The following is a 20,771-nucleotide window of genomic DNA, read 5'->3' on the forward strand; positions in this document are numbered from 1 at the left end:
AATACATTTATAAATTATATTAACTAAAGCATTTTTTCAACATATCCTCTACAAGGATGATCTCATAAATCGCGTAAGTTTTATAACTTATAATAACTGGTTGTACCCTAAAATTAGGGATAAAAAAAATAAACGAAAAGTGTAATTTTATAACAATCGATTGCGTAATCTAAAAAATTTACTGGCCCTAAGCTGGTACTCCTTACAGAATACAACGGTTAACACCCGAAATTATTCCCAGGCATTTAGGTCTGAAACTGTTTGAATTTATTGAAGCTTAGTGATCAAAGGGAAAATAGAGCTTTCAACATGAGCTTTTTCGATCAGACTACGTAATTCCATTACCTTTTTTGGATTGTCGATAGCAATATTATGCTGCTCTTTTGGATCTTTCTTGAGATTGTACAATTCCATTGTTGGTGAACCGCTCATAACTTTCTGCAAAATAAGTTTCCAATCACCTTTACGGACGGCCTGACGTCCTCCATCCTCATGGAACTCCCAATAGAGATAGTCATGCTGCTTTTGCTTTTTACTATTACCCAACAATGTCGGCACAAAAGAAATTCCATCCGTATACCTTGGATGGTCTGTTTTTGCTAGATCAGCCAACGTTGGCATAATATCCCAAAAAGCACCTAAATAATTTGACGTTTTTCCTTTGGCAATTTTACCTGGCCAATAAGCAATAAACGGCGTCTTTATCCCACCCTCATAAAGATCCCGCTTCGTCCCCCGCAATCCACCCGAGCTATTGAAAAACTTTGGATCTGCTCCGCCCTCTTTATGTGCCCCATTATCACTAGTGAATATAATAATTGTATTATCAAGCAGGTTATTTCGACGTAATCGTTCAACAATTTGTCCTACATATGCGTCCATCCGACTTACCATACTGGCATACATCGCATGGGGCTTTTCGACACTGTTGTACCCCGGGACTGTTGCTTTGGGACCATAATCGTTTCCTCGGTAAGGCTTTTCATCAAACTTTTGAGCGTATTGCTTATAGTACTCATCCTCAGGCCCTGCGAGTTCGGCATGCGGTAGTACCGTGGGCACATAAAGAAAGAAAGGTTTATCTTTGTTGGCATCGATAAAAGCGAGGGTTCTCTCCTGAATCAATGCCGGGGCATATTCACCCTGTGCCATCAACCCATTGCCATCAAGCTCTATGCGCTTTGTATTGTGCCAAAGATGAGTAGGATAATAACGATGGGATTGACGTTGACAATTGTATCCATAAAATTCATCAAATCCTTTCTGGTCAGGTGCAGCAGAGGTACCTACCATGCCCAATCCCCATTTACCAAAGGCTCCAGTGGTATAACCGGCCTTTTGTAGTAACATGGCGATGGTCTGCACTGAATCGGCCAATGGCTCTTGACCCTCTGGTTCAATCTCTTTATTGCCCCTGACGTAGGTGTGCCCTGTATGTTGACCGGTCATCAAAGACGAACGTGATGGCGCACAGACGGAAGTGCCTGCATAAAAGTTGTCAAACTTCATACCTGAGCTGGCCAATGAATCTATATGTTTGGTTTCAATCCTAACCTGCCCATAGGCCCCGAGATCGCCGTAGCCAAGATCATCGGCCATAATAAAGACAATATTCGGTCTTTTACTTCCATTTTGTGCAAAAATACTACTTGTTGTTGTTACCAATAATATAGCTAGGAACGCTTTCTTCAGTGCAATAAATGTTAGTGCTTTCATGTGTTCTAAATGAGTGCTAAAATATGAAGGTTAGGATATTATTTACCAAACCTCGTTCTGTTTTAAATTTTTATTCTGTACCAATTGACCTTGACCAATAGTTCTCTTGGAAGCTTGCTCTTCTCTGCGGTGGCCAATATCTTATAACCGTCAATATATATACCTACTCCAGCTTATAGGAAGTATATTCTTGATAAAGTAGCTTGTTTAATTCATATAGCCGAGAAATAGTCTTATTCCCATCTCTTCTTTATTTTTGAAATGATAGTAAAAGGCCCCCTTGGTCACATGTGGCGTAGCCAAGATGTCATCAATACTTGTGGATTGAAAACCTTGCCTGTATATTAATTTCATTGCTCTTCTGAGAATATCTGATCTTATTGCCTGTGTTTTTGACATAAACATACCAATTAGTAAAGCGAAATTCAAATCTGGATAAACAATTACAGCAAAATGGTAGAGCGGGCATTACACTTTCTGCCAGTGAAAAAAGCAAAATTACAGTCTTCTTAACAACCTTAACATATAAAGATTTTTTAACTGATCCAAGATTTCAATGGCCATGAAAGCGTAGAGCAAGATTGCCGCAATTTAATATAATAAATTATCTAAATACCATAGCACTCCTTCCTTCTAAATGTATAATGATTACTTACCTGTTACTCCGCATATTTAATGAACTAGAAATTCCCTGAATTATCCGCTTGGATGGAGACGGACAGGTTCAGGAAAGATCATTGCTAATTTGTAAAAAAGAAAAAGCTTATGATCAACTTAAAAACTTTCTATATCGCGATACTCATTGCGGTAAGTTATTTCAACGCAGCAGCACAGGTAAACTCCAAAACAAATTCCAATACCACCATTGCGCAACTGCATAAACAGCTCGAAACCGTTATACAAAAGGAAAACATCCCGGGTCTGATGGTCGCGATTGTTAAAAATGATAGCATTCTTTATTCTGGCGGACTGGGCTATGCAGACCTTCAGAAACACCGTCCCGTAGATCAGCTCACCCAATTTCACTTTGCCTCCGTTACCAAATTTTTCGTGGCTATGGGCATACAACAATTGATTGCTAAAGGAAAGCTTAAACTCAGCGACCATATTCGCGATATAGCACCTGAAATTCCATTCAGCAATCGTTGGGAAGATACAGATCCAGTTAGGGTGGTTCACCTCCTAGAACATACAGCAGGCTTTGATGATGTGCAGCTCAATAGTATGATAAACATAAGCGAAAAACCTCTACTTGGTATTGACGCGATCAAGGCTGTCAGCAATTCACTGACCGTTCGCTGGAAGCCCGGAACGATGATGTCCTACTCAAACCCGGGTTACAATGTACTGGGCTATATCATTGAAAAAGTGACGGACATGCCTTGGGATAAGTATCTACACGAGCAGATTTTTTTGCCACTGAATATGCACAATAGCTTATTTGATCGGAATGGAGCACGCAGGCCTAACTTCGCCATAGGTTATGATTTTCAAGATGGTGAATTCAGGCCAATGCCATTCTATCAGCCAGGTAGCAATGGAGCTGGAAGTGCACTGGTATCAAATGCCCATGATATGGCCAAATTTATGCTTTATCTGCTCAATGGCAATGCCGACAGCACACTACTAAATAATGCTTATTTAAAGGAGATGGAGACTATCCACAGTACTTTAGCCAGCCAGGCGGGATTACAGACTGGCTATGCCCAGGGAAATGATCTATTTCCGAATAATAAAAAGGTTAGCCTGCGAGGCCACAACGGCAAAGGGGAAGGTTTTGTATCCTGGCTATTTTTTAACCGTGAAGCTGGTTTAGCCTATGCCATAGCAGCCAATAGTGTCGTCAATATGTGGCCAATCTCACAGGCTATCGAAGAATTTCTGACAAAGGACATTGCCGCTCGGAAACCAGTCAGTCTACCAATAGATAAGCAAAAAATAAAACCGCTATTAGGTTACTACCAATTTATGAATCCCAAAAATGACCGTTGGGAATTCTATCGGCGGATCTTTGGCGGCATTGAATTAAGGGAGATCAACAAAGATCGACTCCTCGTCAAAAAAGAGAATGGACAGATAGATTCTCTTGTCCATCTGGGCAATGGCATATTTCGCGCAAAAGATGATATTCTCCCTTCTTTTGTATTAGCCAAAGATTCCAATGGTCAACCTTTCTTTCAAGGTTATGGCAATAGTTTCTATCGAAAAGTGTCCCGGACTTCCCTTTTAATACAAAAGATTCCTATCTATCTAGGTTTTTGTGCCATTTCGATTTATATGATCTTTAGTCTGGTGGGAATAGTGCTTACACTTTTTCGAAAAATGAACCTGATGGACCTCGGAATTCCTTTATTGCCAACAGTAGGGACCTGTTGTTTTATTGCAGCCTATCGTCTCATGGGATTGACAGATGCCAGTCACAAGGAATTGTTTACCTTTTGTAATGCAACAAGTTTTTCCATTTTCCTGGGCATGCTCTTATTTGCAATATTAGTTATCGTCAGTAGTTTACTCCTCTATAAGCGTTGGTTTCAACTAAGCCCGAAATGGTTGCGTCTGCTCTTAGCGCTTTGTAATTTCTTTTTATGCTACCTGGTTGCACTACTTTCTGTAAATGGTTGGATTGGTGTGCCGATCTGGATGATGTAGTTCCTTTTGATTAATTATATTTAAATTCACGGTACAAAGATAGGTTAATACAAACCATGGTCAACATACTCTATACTTTTCACGCTTTTTCAGCGGGTGCGCTTTGGTTGCTCGGAACTTTAATCTTTATGGGGGTCAACAAAACAGGTATCCGGGCCGATCGCTGGCTGGGCACATACTATTTTCTGTTGGCATGTTTATTTACCCAGCTCTTTCTCGAAGGTTTTCACATCGACAACGAAGCGTTGATCCATGTCCTTGAACTACCCCGCTGGGCCACCCTCCCCTGCTTTTATCTTGCGGTTCATTACATGGTCAAACCGACGAAACCGATTCGGTATTGGGGATTACATTTTGTTCCTTTCCTGGCTTTTCTGCTTCTTTCTGTTATTTACTTAATACCGGGGCTTTTTAATAGTCACATCCATCCGCCTCAATTACCGCAGTGGATCATATTTGCCGTTAAATATTTCTTCTTTGCTCAATGTATCTTTTACTGGCTTGCTTGCTACAGACTCTTCAAAATACATCAGAATAACATTCGACAGTTATCTTCTTACACGGAAAAGATCAACATGATCTGGTTGAAATATCTATTGATCGCTCTATTATTTATGATCGTTGTCCGCTTACTGGCGTTGGCTCATTTCGCCTTTAACTCCTTTGCGCCAATCCTATATTTTATGGGCACAGTGGCACTTGGGTACGCAACTTTAACACAACGGTCAATATATACTGTTGAATCTACCGATAATCTGATTGATGAAAGTGATACAACAGAGAAAATTAAAACCGAAGAGCGGTTGACAGAACAACAGGTAGACACATTAAAAGAAAAACTCGTGCAGAAAACAACAGCTGAAAAGCTATATCTCGATCCGGGATTAACCCTCTCATCCCTCGCAGATCATATCGGCATCAATCCGCATGATCTTTCCTATATTATAAACAATGGATTGAAAAAAAACTTCTATCAATTTATTAATGAACTCCGTACGGAGGAAGCCAAAACACTGCTATTATCAGCAGAGTCAAAGCGCCTCGATATGTTTGGGATCGCGATAAGCGCAGGCTTTAATTCAAGAACAACTTTTTATAGCAGCTTTAAAAAGGCGACCGGTATTACGCCGACAGAATATATGAAAGTCCATGGTAAAAAATTAACTTAACGCATGGCAAAGTGAAGTTTGTTCGATTGCATCCATTCGGACGTTTAGCCTATCAAAAAGACTTATTCTTGTATCATATCAACAAAAAAAATTATGATACAACAAATTAAACCACGTATTCGCTCGAAAGCGATACGCCAAATTTCTAAAGCAACCTTCGGTCTACTAGTGGGAGCATGTTGCTTTTTAGCCTCCAATGATACGTTTGCACAGATCAGCTCCACAAGTGCCTCCTACCAGCAACATCAGACTCCACTGAAATCATTTCAGGGCTACTACCAGCTACCCAATAAAGTAGCTTTCATTGCTTTCAACGAGCAAGATAATACGCTACATGCGACACAGCTATGGGATCAGAAAAAAAGATATCAGCTCGTCCGTAAAGATGATACGCATTTTGAATCCAAAAATGAAGGCTATGCGATAGAGTTCTTAAAAAATAGCGCTGGAGATTTTAGACAAGCCAAGATCCTTGGCAGAATTGTATGTGAGCGTGTACCGTTTGACCCCAATAAAATTGTAAGTCTAACCGCATCTCAACTGAAACAGCTTACCGGAACTTACCTTATGGCCAACGACAACAATTTAAAAATTACCATAGAACCTTCAGCACAAGGCATAGTCCTTAAACAATTGTGGGACAACAAAACAATTTCATTTACCCCACGTTCGGAACTTTTCTTCCTCAACGAAGATGGTACCTTTCCTTTGACATTTTCTGTTTCTAATGGAAAGGTGGAGCAGATGACATGCTTTGAAAAAGATCTTTGGCTGAGGGCTGATTAATAATCCCAATAAAAAAATCGTATGAAAAGGATGATTGGCTGCTTATCCATTATACTGATGGGTATAGCACAACTAAAGGCGCAACAGGTAGCTGATGAACAGTTTCATTATCCCATTACCGATCCGCACCATCAGGTCGGGAATGGGCCTCTGCTTCTGTTTGACGAAGCGCACAACAATCCGGTTACTTTGCGAGGAGCTTATGCTGCCTTTTCAGATCTCTTAAAAGCTGACGGGTATAGCCTCCGAAGTACCAAAGAGAAAGTTAATTTTGAGAGCCTGAAGGAGGCAAAAGTATTCATCAGCGTAAATGCGCTATATGATCCAGAAAACTGGAGCCTACCAGCCCGTTCGGCTTTTACTGATAAGGAAATCGATCTCCTTCGTCAATGGGTATCTGACGGCGGAAACTTATTTTTGGTCACAGACCATATGCCCTGTGGTGGTTCAATACAAGCTCTTGCCGCCGCATTCGGCATTCATGTTATCAATGGTTTTGCGCTACGCAAAGATGAGCAGCCCGAAATTTTTTCAAGAGATAGAAAAACACTTTTGCCCAATGAAATCACAGCTGGATCAGGTAAAGAAATAGACAGTATAATGTGCTGGGGCGGTACGGGATTTACAGTCCCTTCAACCGCACATATTATCTCGTTGTTGAACGAAGAATATGAGATTTATCTACCGAGCGACGCTAATCAGATAAAAAGACCCATTCCAGATGATATCCCCCGGATATCGGGCAAGGGATTTGCCAATGGTGCTTATCTTAGGTTTGGGAAAGGAAGAATCGTGCTATTCGGGGACGGCGCTCCTTTTTCGGCACAACTCCATGGCATCAAAAGTAAAAAAAGGGGTATGAATCATCCTTATGCTTACCAAAATGCACAATTGCTACTTAATATCGTTCATTGGCTTGACCAATGAACGATCAATCAATCCCAGTAACACGATATTGAAAAATTTCATGTCAGTTCCTATATTGACAGGCTTATTTTCATCTTTTATTCCGGAAGTTCAGGCATAGCAATCCGACGTTGCGTTGATGTACTTAAAGCCTGTAGAAAAGCTATCACAGCATCAACTTCCTGTCGCGATAAGTTCAATTTTTTTAATAATGGTGAATGTATAGGTCTTGTCTTTTCATCAATTTTCACATGCCTTTGTATAGGTGCCGGATTGCCCAGATTATAGAGTTCGACCACATCACGCAAGGTTGGAAAGTTGCCGTGATGCATCCAGGGACCTGTCAGACCTGTATTTCGAAGCGATGGTGTACGGAATGCGCCAATATCTTTCTGATCTCCGGTGAGCTGGTAGTGGCCAAAATCCTGTTGTTTGCTTCCGTACAGTGTCTGTCCATCATTATGAAAAAGATTATCCGAGAACAAAGGTGTGTTGTGGCAATTTATACACCGTGCCTTTGTACGAAATAAATGCAGGCCGGTAAGTTCCTGATCGTTCAGCGCATCGGCCTGCCCCTGCACAAATCGGTCAAACTTTGTTGGATAGCTTACAATACCACGTTCAAAGGTTGCTAGTGCTTGTTGTATTCGGAACAGGGTAATCTGTTTATCCCCAAAAGCCTGTTCGAAGTATGCCGCATAGCCAGGCACAGCTTTTACATGCGCTATTAAAGTATCTAACGGCGTATTCATTTCCAAATGGTCCTGTGTCGGCAACAAAACCTGATCTTCCAGACTCTTAGCACGGCCATCCCACATAAAAGATTTGTAAAATGCGACATTGTATAGCGTCATCGCATTTCTTTTTCCCTCTCGCCTTCCATGACCGTGCGCAAGGCTTTTTCCATCTCCAAATCCCAATTGCGGGTCATGACAACTTGCGCATGATATTTGCTTCGATGCCGAAAGTCTGGGGTCAAAAAACAATAACTTTCCGAGCAATGATTTTTCCTTGCTATAAGGATTATCTGCCGGATAGCTTACCTCGGGCAATACCCCGATATCCACAAAATTAGGTCTCACAGCTGAGTCGATATGTGGTTTGGGCCATAGTTCCTGGCGGCCGCTACTGTAGCGTTGGCGCAATGCCTGTAGATCTTCCTGCTCGTCAGTACGATTTGCAAATGCCGAAATCAACAAAGGTGCAATAAAGATGGCGATAACAATCAGTGTATTCTTCTTCATCAAGGTCCACTTCCTAAAATCCATATGCTACCATTAAATTCACTTGTTTCCGGGTGGTCCCTATAGGGGCAAGATTCTCGCGATTCAGATCAGATAAACGTCCCACTTTTTGATAATTGTAGTCTGCTATCAAGTGAATGAAATTCCCCTTTCTTAAGCGCTGTTTGAAACCCAATTTTACTTTACCTCCATATAAATTTGCACGACTGTAAAGGACATCATGATAAAAAACATATTGGTGGAATACATTTTCATTGATTTGTGGTAACGACCAGGATGTTCCTATATTTTGGCGAAGAGAACCTGTGAGACCAAATTCTATTTCTTGATTCGTAGCGGTTATATAGGTCCACGCTCCATTGAGTTGATAGTTTAAATGCTCGTAGTCCAGACTTGTACCAGTGCCACCATCCCTTCTGATTTCATTCAATATACTAATTTTGCCGCCGTAATAGTGTTGCCACTTCTTCTTCGCTAGCATATAAGATAAATTCAATGCGCCATTATCATTCTGGTAAACATAATTCTGTGCGTTGCCACTTTCCGTTACCTGATCCTTTCCACGTGTGCTCGACCAATCAAACGATGCCATATAGGAATGAACTCCTTTGGACAGCTGCCATACCAAATTATAGTCTAGTCGATTTAAATTATACTGACTGAGTTCATTGATGCGGGACTCGTTGCGCAGCGTTTGTCGATACTTCTGTTCTTCACGCAAATAAGCTGCATTGCCATAAAAGTCACCTATTGAAGAAGTCCATGAAAAGTAAACCTTACCACCAAAGCGCTTCATGTCATTCTGATAGAACATCTTCTGCTCCAGGAGCCAGTCACTGACCTTCCATCCGTAACCTCTGATAATATAGTTCATATAGGGTGACTCCACAGCGCTTGTGGCCGTATTCCCATTTTTATAAGCTATTTCAAAATCCTCCTGTCCATAACCATACTTCCCTTCGATACCAATATCAAAATCTTTGGCTATACGCATGCTACCACCCGCTGTACCGTTAAGTTGCGCTACGCGGATGCTACCTCTCGGATCATTATTGCTAAAATGATTGCCTACCTGGTAATCGAATCCACCAAAAACAGCATATTTTCTGTCTGCAAAATAACGCTGTCCGCGTGTCTGGATACGATAGGTCGTTCGTTCATAATGATTGTAACCATAGGAGCCAAAATACCAGGGGGAAGAAGTGTTTTCTCTGGTCTGATGGGCAAACCTCGTACTGTCCTCGACAGATCTCGTATAATTGAAACGCCCCCACAAGCGTACATCTTTAATAGTAACAGCTCCCTCCGAACTAAAATTCAGCGTATTTACCCGCTGTGCGTCCTGGGCGCGGTGATAATCGCCCGAGGTGGAATTGTATCCCATACTAATCAAACTGTAACGCTGCAGCACCTTCTTTTCCAGCCACATCGGGTTATCGACAGCATACTGTCGTAAACGCAATTGCATGCTATCCTGGTCAATATATTGAATATAGGGTATGGTATCTTGTCTTGCTATCGCTTTGGCCGGAAGCTGGGACAACGCCCCAACAATTAGGCATAAGGTAACTTGAATATAATTTTTCATTTTTTTTTCGCTTAATCAATAAATCCCTTTGGATTTGCCTTCATTGACACAAAATCATCACTTGAGTTATTAGAATCCTCCAGTATTCTTCTTCCATTGATAATCTCTTTTGTTTTCCTAATCACTGAATTTGAGGAACGCGCACCTCCGTCTACAGCGATAGACCCTGCATCGATTTTTGCCGTAAATCGTTTAGGATATTGTGTAGAGGTTGAGGACTGAATTTCCACACCATCCAAAATATTTACTATCGGAATCTGGAGGTAATCTGTGCCCAAATTTTCCCGTCCATCAGCATATGGCGGCATATAGCCCTTCCAACTGATTACCGGTCCCATGTTCTGATCACGGAAAATGATCCAGCTTCGTTGGCCCGCTTGGTTCATAATCATGTCAGCACCAACACCCCGGTTGATCAGCCTTATATTGGGAACATTTGGATTATCGATGTCAGATGCCAAAGGTTTGGTACTTCCAAGATAGGGTACATAATAAGCTTCAAAATCTGCCTTGCTGAGGTCGATGGTGAGGCTCGGATTCTTTACGGAGATCGCGACCCCGTCAGCTCCTATATAGGGCGACTGATGGTTAGCTGCTGTTGAGGCGACAACAATACTCTCGCCCGGCANNAATCATACTGTCCACTATTGGGCTGGTACACATAGGTCGTACTCGCATTTGTCGTACCAAAAGCTTCGGCTATATAGAGACTGTCTGCATAACGGACCTGATCGGAATTATTATAGATTTCGATAAATTGATCCCTAAAACTAGCGCCTTGATTGGCGTCTGAACCTGCGTAATAAATCTGTTTGATAACCAAGCCCTCCTCATTACTATTACCGGTCAGGAGAGAAAGGTCCCAATGTGTCGCCGCCGACCCTTTGACGACTTCGATCCGACGAATCACCGAACTAAAGGTAACCTCACTGTCTTCACGCTGCCCTGTTAACTGGTTGAATTCTGCAGCACTGAATTTTTTCACGACCTGAACATTATACGTATTAGGCGCCAGATCCACGAACTCAATTACACCATTTTCATCAGATTTTACCGTCAACAACAGTTTGCCTTTCAAGGTGTAAAGGTTTAAAGTAATATCATCCAACGGCAATTTATTGGCATAGGTTTCACTTTCGTAGGACGCACTCAACGAGATGTCTACCGATCCATTTTCGGCATAGCTATCTTTTTGACAGCCGCTAAAAAGATAGCTGGAGCCAAAGATTAAAAGTATAAGTTTAATGATGATTTTCATGGCGTTATAGTTTAAGTCTGAGTTGCGCACCGTAAGTAGGTTTGCCATTCGGAATGATCATGGAATTATCAGAACGTTTGTACTGTGGACGATAATTAAATACGTTATAGACATGAAAAGCCAAGCTTAGCCGTTTACTGATTTCCTTCGATACATTTAAGTGGAAATTTGTATAGACAGCAGGCTGGTTCTGATTGTTGATTTCTTCTATTGGCTTTAGCGTATGCGCATAATTGACATTGTCACGATCAAAATTGTCTATGGCATGGTAGGCTCCATCCTGCGTATAATAACCGATAGGTATGCCGTCGGACGCATCGGTATTCGTTTTATTCATGAGGTTAAATTCGGTCGTAAAATTGATCAACAGTTTAGCCTTAGGAATATGCGTACTTGAAGTAATTGCCGCATTGCTTACCGTAGTCGTCCTGCGCTGTGTTGGATATATTGCAGATTCTGCACGATTGGGATTGTCGGTGTTGTTGGGAAATGTCGCCATATTCTGCAAGGGTCTATAGGTTGATTTGGTCAATCCCGCCCTTAGATTAAATGAGGTAGCGATGGCCATCCATTTTGGGGTCGATAGCATGAATTCGATCCCCTGAGTTCTTTTGTCGTCAGCATTCATAAATTCAAATCGCGATAGCCTATATTGTTTTGTCCCATCAATAATATAGGGAACTTCCGCATTGGGATCGGGATTATCGTTGTATTTGTCCAGCACGATTTTCTCAAAACTGTTGACGGTAACGACATCTCTGTAATTCCTTTTATGATAAAGGTTCACCCCCCATTTAAAATCTTTATATTCATAGGTGGCTGAAAATTCGAGCTGTTCGGACAACGAAGGCTTAAGCTTACTATTATCCGGTGTAAATTTATCTACATACATCAGGTAAAGGCTATTTGCCTCATCGACACTTCCCCCATTAAAAGCGGTATGCTGAAATAAAGGAATCTCATAAAATACCGGGCCCGGATACAATTGCGCCAATGCGGGCGCTTTACTTGCCCAGCCATATGCTACCCCCACTGTCAGCGCAGGGGTAATTGCATAGTTAATATTCGTACGTGGTGAAAATGTAATATATTTTTCAAATTTGTCCAACCGTGTACCAATACGGACGTTCAGGTCACGCTCAGCGATTTTCGCCGTAAAGAGGTCTTCCGCATAAAATCCCAGCTGTTGTTGTCCATGGATACGTGAGACATCATAATAGCGTTCTTTGCGAATATCAGCATTTGCTGCGATGGTATTATTGCGTGGTCTGGACGGGTCGACAATCTGTCCCTTTCCTATATTTTTTGAGTAATTAAAAAATGAACCAAAATTCACTTGATGCAGTAGGTCGCCGGTCTGGAATGTGCCCGTCAGATCCAGGCGTGCTGTTAAATCGATGGGTTTACCCTCAATATTGGTTACCGCCTGATAAATCCCGCTTGCATATTGGCCTTGATGAACTCCTATTTCTGTGGCATCTGAGTAGATGATATAAGTACCGTTGACGTCCTGTTCTTTATATGTATTCTGATAAGTTTCGCTGTAACGGACATTCAACCCGATATTGGAAAGAAAACCTCGGTCAATCCGATAATTGGCGCGGCTTCCGATAGCGAAATTATATGATTTGAAGCGCATGACCGCAGCCGTTGGATCATCACTATCACGACGGACTTTATCCATGTTGCGGCCATAATCTATGGATAAGGTATTGGTGAAAGCTTTTTCTTTTCCGGCGAAAGTGCTCCACATGATATTTCCGCCAACACGATCGTAGGATTTCATCTTATCCCTGTTGTCTTCAAAGGAGCGCGTGAAATTTCCACCAACAGTGAAAGCTCCAAACTTACGGGTATCAATACCTTTACTAACTCCGTAAACGGTTGCATTATCGCGAAGTTGAACATTAAAATTGAGCGGCGTTTTTCCTGCAATACGATTGATGATAATCGCACCATTTGTCATATCCCCATACTTCACGGAGGGTACGCCGGCAGCAATTTCTATACTTTCGATATTGTCTGTGGCAATCTGGCGGAGATCGGTACCTCCAAAAGTATAATCACCGGTATAATTATCTGTACTGGCATCACTGCCACTCAGCCCAGATATCTTGCCACTGACGTAGGAATTACCCATACCATAGATTCCCGCATTTAAGGTCTGCATATTGGCGTTGTTGGACAATGCGATACCATCCATGATTAGGGCTACACCAAAAGAATTATTGAGTGCAAATGGATCTTTGTTGGAAAAAGAATTTGTGCCTAATGTTGCACTTCTTAAATTAGCTTGCTGGACCTGTTGTAAAGAGGGTGCGGCAATCTTTTGTCCAGGAATAAGGCTCAATAAATCATTGATACTTAATGCGCCCGACTGTTCGATCACTTCGCGGTTGATATAAAGTGAACTATTGCTTTCCAGTCGCCTGTTAGTCCGGGGAGTGACGGCTATTTCTTCCAGCCCTACACTCAATGTTGGTAATATGATGTCGGCAATAGCATTATTTGTTCCATTTAAAACAGTTGTAATGGAAGTCCCTTGTCTTCCGATCATGGAAAACTGCAAATTTGCTGACTTCAGCCGATGGGCCGGAAACTGGAATTTAAACGAGCCATTATTATCCGTAAAATAGTACTGGTTCAGTTCTTTAAGATGTACGGTTACCAATGGTATTCCTTGCCCATTCTCATCGACAACTCTACCCGATAGCACACCCAAAGAAGCCTTACTGATCAAAATATTCTTACCTGAGACCTGCAATTTGAGATAAGTTAACTGTTCCAGCTGATTTAAAACCTGTGGAAGGGCCCCATTTACCTCGATATTGATACGGCGCTCCACATTGATCTGAGATTCGTCATAGAGAAAGCTATAACCCGATTTTTCTTCAATCTGCTTCAAAACAGACCTTAGTGGTTGATTTTTGCTTTCAATCTTCAGTTGTTGTGCATCTACAACTAACACCTGAAAAGAAAGAAGTACACCAAGAAGCAGGGCGCTTCTATTGATGGATTTAGAAGACATAGATATATGATGTTATTTTTTGCGAACGATAAGTGTATTGGATTCGATGTTGAACCGGTAGTCTGTTGTCATGGAAAGTTTTTCAAGCACCATTTCCAATGGCTCGTGTCCTATGGTCCCTGAATACATCAGTTTGATATCTGGTCGGTCCTGCACGATGATTCCATATTTTCGGTTCAGCTGTCTGGCTATTTCGCTGAAAGTGGCCCTCTCAAAATGCAAAACACCCGCCATATTTTCCTTTTCTTTCGCTGGATCAAAGGATTCTACCGCAAAGGTCGCTTTGTTTTTATTATATACAATAGCCTGACCTGGATTTAGCTGTAATCTCTGGGCTCCCTTTAAAACCTCCACCTTCCCCGTAAACAAAGCTATTTTTGACAGTTCATCATCTTCAAAAGCGTGTACATTAAAAGAAGTTCCCAACACTTTGATTTCAAGTTCACCTGTTTGAATAATAAAAGGCTTATGGCTGTTATGAGTAACTTCAAAATAGCCTTCCCCATTCAGGCTAACTATCCGCTTATCTCCCGTGAAATGCTTCGGATATCGCAGTGTAGACGTTGGGCCGAGCTTCACTTTGGTACTATCGCTCAAAAGTACATTCATATACTTACCGGTCGGTACCAGCTGGCTGACAAGCTCAATTTGACTGGCATTTTCCGCTAGCGGCAATTGTCTTTTCAAAAATAGCAAACCCATGGATACGAATAAAAGACTGACAGCGGCATAGCCGATCCACCTGTAGTTTCGTAAACGATGTACTGGAGTGTTATTTTTATGGATAAAGGCCTGAAGTCGGGCACGCTCCTCAGCTATCTCGACCGGACTTGGACCAGCCTGCATCAGTTCGACTAATCCTTTCGCATCTTCTATAAGCTGCCGATGCTGCGGATTTGCCTCAACCCATTGTTTCCAATATTCCATATCCTCAAGCCCTGCTTGCAGACAATAATTGATAAAGGATTCATCACAGATCAGTTTTTCCAAAGTAGGTTGTTCCATTGCTTGATGTTGCGTTTATACAATAGTGCAGCAAAGTCTCTTTTTTTACCTATTTTTATTTGGAAAAATTTAAAATAACAACAATAATAACTGATAGTGAGCCTTTTAATTTTTTAATCGCTTCATGAACAACGTTGTAAACTGTTCTTAGTGCGGCATTTTCCATGTCCGCGATTTCCTCATAACTCTTATTTTGAAAAAACTTTAGATCAATATAGCGATGCTGTTTTTTCGTCAGGTTGTCCATCGCTGCACGCAGCGCCTGATCCCGTTCCAACGTTTCTTCAATTATGATTTTTTGCGATTCGATAGAATCCTCTATCGGTGTGTGCAACAGGTCTTCCAGTGGTATATTTTGGTAAGTATGCTGTTTGTAGATCACGCGTTTTAGCCATACAAAGAGATAATATTTTGGATCTGTAGTTAGCATGGGTAATTTTTCCCGTTTTTCCCATAGGTCACAGAATAAGATATGGATNNTAGTGCATCCAAGTGCGCAAAATAAACAATTATTTAGATCTATTCCAAATAATATTAAATCTTTAGTATTCCATCTTTTTCACTTAGAATATGACCTCTCCAAAAGAACTGGATTATTTAAAAGACACCATCACTACCCAACGATTCATAAATCTCATCTTGCGAATTGTAAGTCCATTCATAAACAAATACAAACCTCTATATATTTAAAATTTAATTAAAGATGACTATGTTGAGCAAATACAAATTCAGTAAAAATCCACTGCATTATATTTATGCCCTGATCTGGTTGGGGGTGTTCGCTACTTTTGCTTTTTATCTCTTCACTGGGGAGATGTTCAGGCCGGAAAACGGCAAGATCCATATTGTAGCAATTCTTATCGCTTGGGTTGTACAATATCTTGGCCTTACACTGACATGCCTGATCATCCTATTTTTAGGGGTATACAAAGCATTACGAACCGTTTTAGACAAGAAAGAAATTGAATCTTAATTAGTTGATACGCATGGTCAAAAATACTAAAGGCAAACTGTCTCTTCAGCAAGTCACAGCATTACCATTTGTTAAGACATACGGTCATGAAATTTTTTGTGATTATTTGCGTTACCGTTTTTTTTCCAAAAACTTTTGAAATAAATACGCTGTATGTCAAAATCGGGATTGTCTTTCAAAAATTTATATATGGCAGTGGCGTTTTCCGAATCGCCCAACACATAGGCGACTGTATTTTTGCTATCTTTTGGAAAATAAATGTTGATTAGGTCTAAAATACTTTCGGAATCTATTGGCCTTAAAATATAATATTTTAAAGGAAAACTATGGTCAATATCCGGGAATACATCCTCTTTGCTCCCTGCATAAATCAGACTGTAGACCTCTTTACTGACTGCAAGTGCCCGGTTGATCTCGTACAGATGCGATAAAGCTGTGATGTCACCAATTAAAAAATAATTTTCTCCGGATTGATCTATAACTAAGTCGCCTGAAGGTTCTTTGAAAAATATCGTATCCCCCTCCTGTATGCCTTTTACCCAGTCTGTACCTTCGCCGTTTGAGAATGTATTAATGGCAAGATCAGCTATGTTATGGACCGGTTCGTAATTCCAGAAAGAATATTCGCGGGAAACGCTGTGTGGATTATAATAAGGGTTGGAAAGAAATACATCCGTAGTAAAGCCTGCAACATATTTAATTTTGGAAAAATCAGCACTCTGGATTTTGATATGAATAGTATGTTCGGCTATCTTACTTTTTTGAAGAATAATGCCGGTAAAGATTTCTGAAGTTGTACCCTGATTGCTCATTGTCTGAAAATTAATGATGTAAATTTGCTAAGACCTGTATCCTAAAACATTGACTTGAGTCAAAAAATGAAAATCAAAGCTTAGATTTCAACCGACTGAGTGTTTCCTGTGATATATTAAGATAAGACGCTACCATTTTGTTGGACAGCCGGCGCACTATAATAGGACTTTCGTCCAATAACTGACGGTATTTTTCCAATGCATCCTGAATAAGAAATGACATCAGTCGTTTGGTATTGTTAACGTAAGCAATTTCAAGATAAATTCGGTAAAACTTTTCCCATTGTGGTACAATCTCCAAAAGTTGGTAAAAATTTTTGTGCGTGATATAATAGACTTCTGAATCTTCTACTGCCTGAATAAATTCCTCGGAAGGTTCCGAAGTTATAAAACTGACTAAAGCAGTGGCAAACTGATTTTCAAAAGCAAAATACCGTGTAGAATCCTGTCCTTCTTCATTAATAAAGAAAATACGCACGCAGCCCTTTACCACGAAAAACGTCCGTTGGCTGGATTGTCCGTGCGTAAGAAGCAACTCATTCTTCTTCGCTTTCATCGGTTTGAAATAAGAAAGAATAGTCGCTAATTCCTCATTTGTTACGGATATTTTGCTTTTGATATAGGAAATTAAAAGTTCTTCCATTCCATTGAAATCAGTCTCAGTCAAATTTACCATTAATTGATAAAACGTAATATTGCCTCGATTTAAAATTTATCGTTCAGATGGTATTTCATCTTCTGATGCTCCGGCTTTCCAATAACTGCATGTGTAAATGAGATGCGGATTCCATTCCATTTCCTTTCGGAAATAGTTACGCAGTTCTTTTACCGTTTTATATTCCGCAGCAACATAAATGTAAGTATCTTTTTCATTATCTGAAAAACTATTCAATAATGCCTTTTCTGCTAAATGACTTCCGTTTTCAGGATTGGTGTTATGCAACCATTCCACTTCAACATTCGCAGCCGAACACAGCAAAATTTCATCTTCTTTGCTGTGGACTTCCAATATAGCCTTTGCTGACACTTGCCAAGGCAGCTGTTCTAAAATTACTGTTATCACAGGGACAGCAGTGGCATCACCCACAAAAAAATAAGCATCTGCTTTAGGAACTAATGCTCTTTTGCTTTCTTTCATCCCGATTCCCAAAGGGTCGCCTATTTTTGCATTGATTGCCCAGGCAGAAGCTGGGCCATTTTCCCCGTGAGCTACAAAATCAATCGTCAATTCTTTGTTTTTCAAATCGATTTTGCGGTTGGTATAGGTTCTAGTAACAGCGGAAAATTCCGTTTTTATTTGCGAACCACCTTCTAGAAAATAGATAATGTCCACATTCGCCGGTGGTATAAAAATTTTATTATTAGAACCTTCCTGCACATTGGACAATAATGGCATTTGTTCATCTGAAATTCCGAACACCACGCGGATAAAGTGCGGCGTAAGGAACTCTTTTCTTTTGACGGTAAATACAGAGCGTATTTTCCGTGTATTGGTCTGATTTATCATTACACATTTGTTTTATAAAAACATCTCAGTTTTCAGTGGGAATTCCACTGTATGGTATTTTCTGTACGCAATAATATCCTCAATAGATAAAACCATCAAGTTATTTTTACCGGCGAATTCTATAATCTCTGGCAGGCGTGACATTGTGCCATCATCATTCATTAATTCGCATAAGACAGAGATCGGTTTTAATCCAGCCAGTTTCATCAAATCAATACTCCCTTCAGTATGTCCGTTTCTGGCCAAAACACCGTTATCACTGGATCTTAGCGGAAATATATGTCCGGGACGTACCAAATCGCCGGGTTGGGCATTGTCTGCGCATGCTGCCTTGATGCTTGCAATTCTGTCGGAAGCAGAAAGGCCGGTTGTAGTTCCTTTTTTCGCATCAATAGAAACCGTAAATGGTGTATGAAACGGACTGGAATTATCATTCACCATAAAAGGTAACTCTAATTCATCTGCTTTTTCATTGGTAAGGCAAAGGCATACGACACCACTACAATGCCGAATCATCTGTACCATATCTTTTGTATTCATTTTTTCGGCGGAAAAAATAAGGTCGCCTTCATTTTCCCGATCTTCATCATCAATTAATAATACGCCCTTGCCAAATTGCAATTCTTTTATAGCGTTTTCAACTCGTTCTTTTGCGTTTGCACCGAATATTTCTAAGGTGTTTTTCATTCTTAGATTTTTTTACTTTTTGTTAAACATTAAAATTATAATCGACAAGACACAGCTTATACCCCCGAATAAATATACTGCCTGATAATTGAACCATCCTGCTATCAGCCCCGCCATCGGACCGGCAATACCCAACGATAAATCAACAAATGCAACATAAGCTCCAAGAGCCGTTCCTCTCATTTGAGGTTTCACCTTTTTGATGGCTAATACACCCAAGGCTGGAAATACCAAAGAAAAACCGATACCGGTCAATCCGCATCCGATAATAGCAGCGGTTTTGGAAACAGAAGTCCAGATGAATACCTGCCCCACAACTTCTATAAACAAGGATATTAATGCAATTTTGTAACCTCCAAATCTGTCGGGAAAAGATGCAAAGAATATCCGCGTCAGTACATAGCACGCTCCAAAAACCATAAATGCTGGAGAGGCATCTCCCCAGTTTTTCTCAGTAAAGAACAAGGCGATAAATGAAGCAATACACCCAAATGCCAAAGAAGAAAATGCAAGACTTAATCCCTGACCAGATATTGCTCCGATTACTTTGTAAAAAGGTGTTCTGATATGGTCTTTGTCTATCGGGATTGCAGGAAGTTTTGCCGTGGCCAGCCAGCTCACAAATGGCAATACTATAATCAGCAAAAATGCCGGTAAATCCGCGAAAGATCTTTCTAACCAAATACTTAGTGGCGCTCCGATTGCGATACCCGCATACATTGCAATACCATTCCAAGTCATTACTTTGCCGGAATTAGAATGACCAACCAAACCGATACCCCAAGTTAAAGCACCGGTTACTAAAAAACTTTCCCCAACACCGTGAATAATCCGCGCTAAAAGTAGTAATACCAGAGCAAGAGCTCTGTTAACCTGAAAATAAACAGCCAAAACGTAAACAACCCCGGCAATGACAGCCAAAACAACACCTGACATTTTGCTTTTCTTCGCACCTTGGGTATCTGTAATTTTACCCGAATATGCCCGGGTTATTAAGGTTGAAACAAACTGTAAACCGATAACGAGACCGACAATGATACTGTCGTAACCGAGATTGCTCTGCACAAACTTTGGAAGTATACCTAATGCAATCCCTATGGTAAGGTACACCCCAAATACAGCTATAATAATCGGTGTGGTAGCCTGATAAAAATTAATTGTTTTCCCTTTTTCTAATGTTACACTCATAAAATTTTGTTTTAAAAAATAATTCAAGTGCAAATATGCAATTGCCGGAAAGGGTAAACATTGACTTGAGTCAAAAAAGGAAAATAGTTTAAAAAGATTGCATTAGATGAAAAACAGTATAAACAATCATTTGATGGTATTTTATCAAATCCGCCCCCGTTCGGTTCAAAAGGAGACCTGCAGATCTAGCCGCTAGGCTTACAGGGGAGAAAGTCTAGAAATTTTTTGGAGCAGTCAAAGAGTTATCCAACATGT

19 protein-coding genes are annotated in these 20,771 nt (G+C 40.7%); 5 read left to right on the forward strand and 14 right to left on the reverse strand.

Going from position 1 to position 20,771, the window contains the following annotated elements; all coding sequences use genetic code 11:
• Nucleotides 1-267 precede the first annotated feature (267 nt).
• Together B4G94_RS24130 and B4G94_RS24135 are read right to left on the reverse strand one after the other, a co-directional pair.
• Nucleotides 268-1,716, reverse strand: coding sequence for an arylsulfatase (locus B4G94_RS24130; RefSeq protein WP_286862568.1), 1,449 nt, complete (start codon nucleotides 1,714-1,716; stop codon nucleotides 268-270).
• Between the two features lie 207 nt (nucleotides 1,717-1,923).
• Nucleotides 1,924-2,121, reverse strand: coding sequence for a helix-turn-helix domain-containing protein (locus B4G94_RS24135; RefSeq protein ID WP_349681872.1), 198 nt, complete (start codon nucleotides 2,119-2,121; stop codon nucleotides 1,924-1,926).
• Between the two features lie 360 nt (nucleotides 2,122-2,481).
• Here B4G94_RS24135 and B4G94_RS24140 point away from each other — a divergent pair, with 360 nt between their 5' ends.
• The 4 genes from B4G94_RS24140 (at nucleotide 2,482) to B4G94_RS24155 (ending at nucleotide 7,247) form a co-directional block, all read left to right on the forward strand.
• Nucleotides 2,482-4,365 carry a serine hydrolase domain-containing protein gene (locus B4G94_RS24140; RefSeq protein ID WP_286862571.1) on the forward strand — a complete coding sequence of 628 codons (1,884 nt, stop codon included), beginning with the start codon at nucleotides 2,482-2,484 and terminating at the stop codon, nucleotides 4,363-4,365.
• Between the two features lie 56 nt (nucleotides 4,366-4,421).
• Nucleotides 4,422-5,534 (forward strand): helix-turn-helix domain-containing protein, encoded by a 1,113-nt coding sequence (locus B4G94_RS24145; RefSeq protein WP_286862573.1) that lies wholly within the window; start codon nucleotides 4,422-4,424, stop codon nucleotides 5,532-5,534.
• 93 nt (nucleotides 5,535-5,627) lie between these two features.
• Nucleotides 5,628-6,320, forward strand: coding sequence for a hypothetical protein (locus B4G94_RS24150; protein WP_286862574.1), 693 nt, complete (start codon nucleotides 5,628-5,630; stop codon nucleotides 6,318-6,320).
• 21 nt (nucleotides 6,321-6,341) lie between these two features.
• Entirely contained in the window at nucleotides 6,342-7,247 is a 906-nt protein-coding gene (locus B4G94_RS24155; RefSeq protein ID WP_286862575.1) for a hypothetical protein, read from the forward strand.
• A gap of 77 nt (nucleotides 7,248-7,324) precedes the next feature.
• Here B4G94_RS24155 and B4G94_RS24160 read toward each other — a convergent pair whose 3' ends face one another.
• From B4G94_RS24160 to B4G94_RS24185, 7 genes are all read right to left on the reverse strand, one after another.
• A complete protein-coding gene (locus tag B4G94_RS24160) occupies nucleotides 7,325-8,494 on the reverse strand; it encodes a cytochrome-c peroxidase (RefSeq protein WP_286862576.1) in 1,170 nt (389 codons plus the stop codon).
• Complete coding sequence (locus B4G94_RS24165) at nucleotides 8,484-10,058, reverse strand: DUF6850 family outer membrane beta-barrel protein (RefSeq protein ID WP_286862577.1); 1,575 nt, start codon at nucleotides 10,056-10,058, stop codon at nucleotides 8,484-8,486. The genes B4G94_RS24160 and B4G94_RS24165 overlap by 11 nt, the downstream gene beginning before the upstream one ends.
• Before the next feature lie 11 nt (nucleotides 10,059-10,069).
• Complete coding sequence (locus B4G94_RS24170) at nucleotides 10,070-10,687, reverse strand: DUF4876 domain-containing protein (RefSeq protein ID WP_349681874.1); 618 nt, start codon at nucleotides 10,685-10,687, stop codon at nucleotides 10,070-10,072.
• Nucleotides 10,627-11,364: an SdrD B-like domain-containing protein gene (locus B4G94_RS28020; RefSeq protein ID WP_422663714.1), complete on the reverse strand. Its 738-nt coding sequence runs from the start codon at nucleotides 11,362-11,364 to the stop codon at nucleotides 10,627-10,629. Before B4G94_RS28020 ends, B4G94_RS24170 begins: the two co-directional genes overlap by 61 nt.
• A complete protein-coding gene (locus B4G94_RS24175) occupies nucleotides 11,321-14,344 on the reverse strand; it encodes a TonB-dependent receptor domain-containing protein (RefSeq protein ID WP_286862578.1) in 3,024 nt (1,007 codons plus the stop codon). The genes B4G94_RS28020 and B4G94_RS24175 overlap by 44 nt, the downstream gene beginning before the upstream one ends.
• 12 nt (nucleotides 14,345-14,356) lie before the next feature.
• Nucleotides 14,357-15,349, reverse strand: coding sequence for a FecR family protein (locus B4G94_RS24180; protein WP_108632673.1), 993 nt, complete (start codon nucleotides 15,347-15,349; stop codon nucleotides 14,357-14,359).
• A 55-nt stretch (nucleotides 15,350-15,404) separates the two neighbouring features.
• The gene (locus B4G94_RS24185; RefSeq protein WP_349681875.1) at nucleotides 15,405-15,884 is read right to left on the reverse strand and encodes a sigma-70 family RNA polymerase sigma factor; all 480 of its coding nucleotides are present in this window, start codon (nucleotides 15,882-15,884) and stop codon (nucleotides 15,405-15,407) included.
• 174 nt (nucleotides 15,885-16,058) lie between these two features.
• On the opposite strand from B4G94_RS24185, the gene B4G94_RS24190 reads away from it, so the two are divergent.
• On the forward strand, nucleotides 16,059-16,322 hold the full coding sequence (locus B4G94_RS24190) for a hypothetical protein (protein ID WP_286862579.1): 264 nt from the start codon (nucleotides 16,059-16,061) through the stop codon (nucleotides 16,320-16,322).
• Nucleotides 16,323-16,393: 71 nt separating this feature from the next.
• Here the strand turns inward: B4G94_RS24190 and B4G94_RS24195 are convergent, their stop codons facing one another.
• The 5 genes from B4G94_RS24195 to B4G94_RS24215 all read right to left on the reverse strand — a co-directional run bounded on the left by B4G94_RS24195 (nucleotide 16,394) and on the right by B4G94_RS24215 (nucleotide 20,516).
• Nucleotides 16,394-17,134, reverse strand: coding sequence for an FAD-binding oxidoreductase (locus B4G94_RS24195; protein WP_286862580.1), 741 nt, complete (start codon nucleotides 17,132-17,134; stop codon nucleotides 16,394-16,396).
• 73 nt (nucleotides 17,135-17,207) lie between these two features.
• Entirely contained in the window at nucleotides 17,208-17,810 is a 603-nt protein-coding gene (locus tag B4G94_RS24200) for a Crp/Fnr family transcriptional regulator (RefSeq protein WP_241254945.1), read from the reverse strand.
• 36 nt (nucleotides 17,811-17,846) lie between these two features.
• Complete coding sequence (locus tag B4G94_RS24205; protein ID WP_286862581.1) at nucleotides 17,847-18,641, reverse strand: siderophore-interacting protein; 795 nt, start codon at nucleotides 18,639-18,641, stop codon at nucleotides 17,847-17,849.
• A 12-nt stretch (nucleotides 18,642-18,653) separates the two neighbouring features.
• Nucleotides 18,654-19,328 carry a 3,4-dihydroxy-2-butanone-4-phosphate synthase gene (gene ribB, locus B4G94_RS24210; protein WP_165306017.1) on the reverse strand — a complete coding sequence of 225 codons (675 nt, stop codon included), beginning with the start codon at nucleotides 19,326-19,328 and terminating at the stop codon, nucleotides 18,654-18,656.
• A gap of 12 nt (nucleotides 19,329-19,340) precedes the next feature.
• On the reverse strand, nucleotides 19,341-20,516 hold the full coding sequence (locus tag B4G94_RS24215) for an MFS transporter (RefSeq protein ID WP_286862583.1): 1,176 nt from the start codon (nucleotides 20,514-20,516) through the stop codon (nucleotides 19,341-19,343).
• Between the last annotated feature and the right edge of the window lie 255 nt (nucleotides 20,517-20,771).

Origin of the sequence: Sphingobacterium sp. UBA7625 (genome assembly GCF_002484085.1) — a bacterium.
Taxonomy (GTDB): Bacteria; Bacteroidota; Bacteroidia; order Sphingobacteriales; family Sphingobacteriaceae; genus Sphingobacterium; species Sphingobacterium athyrii.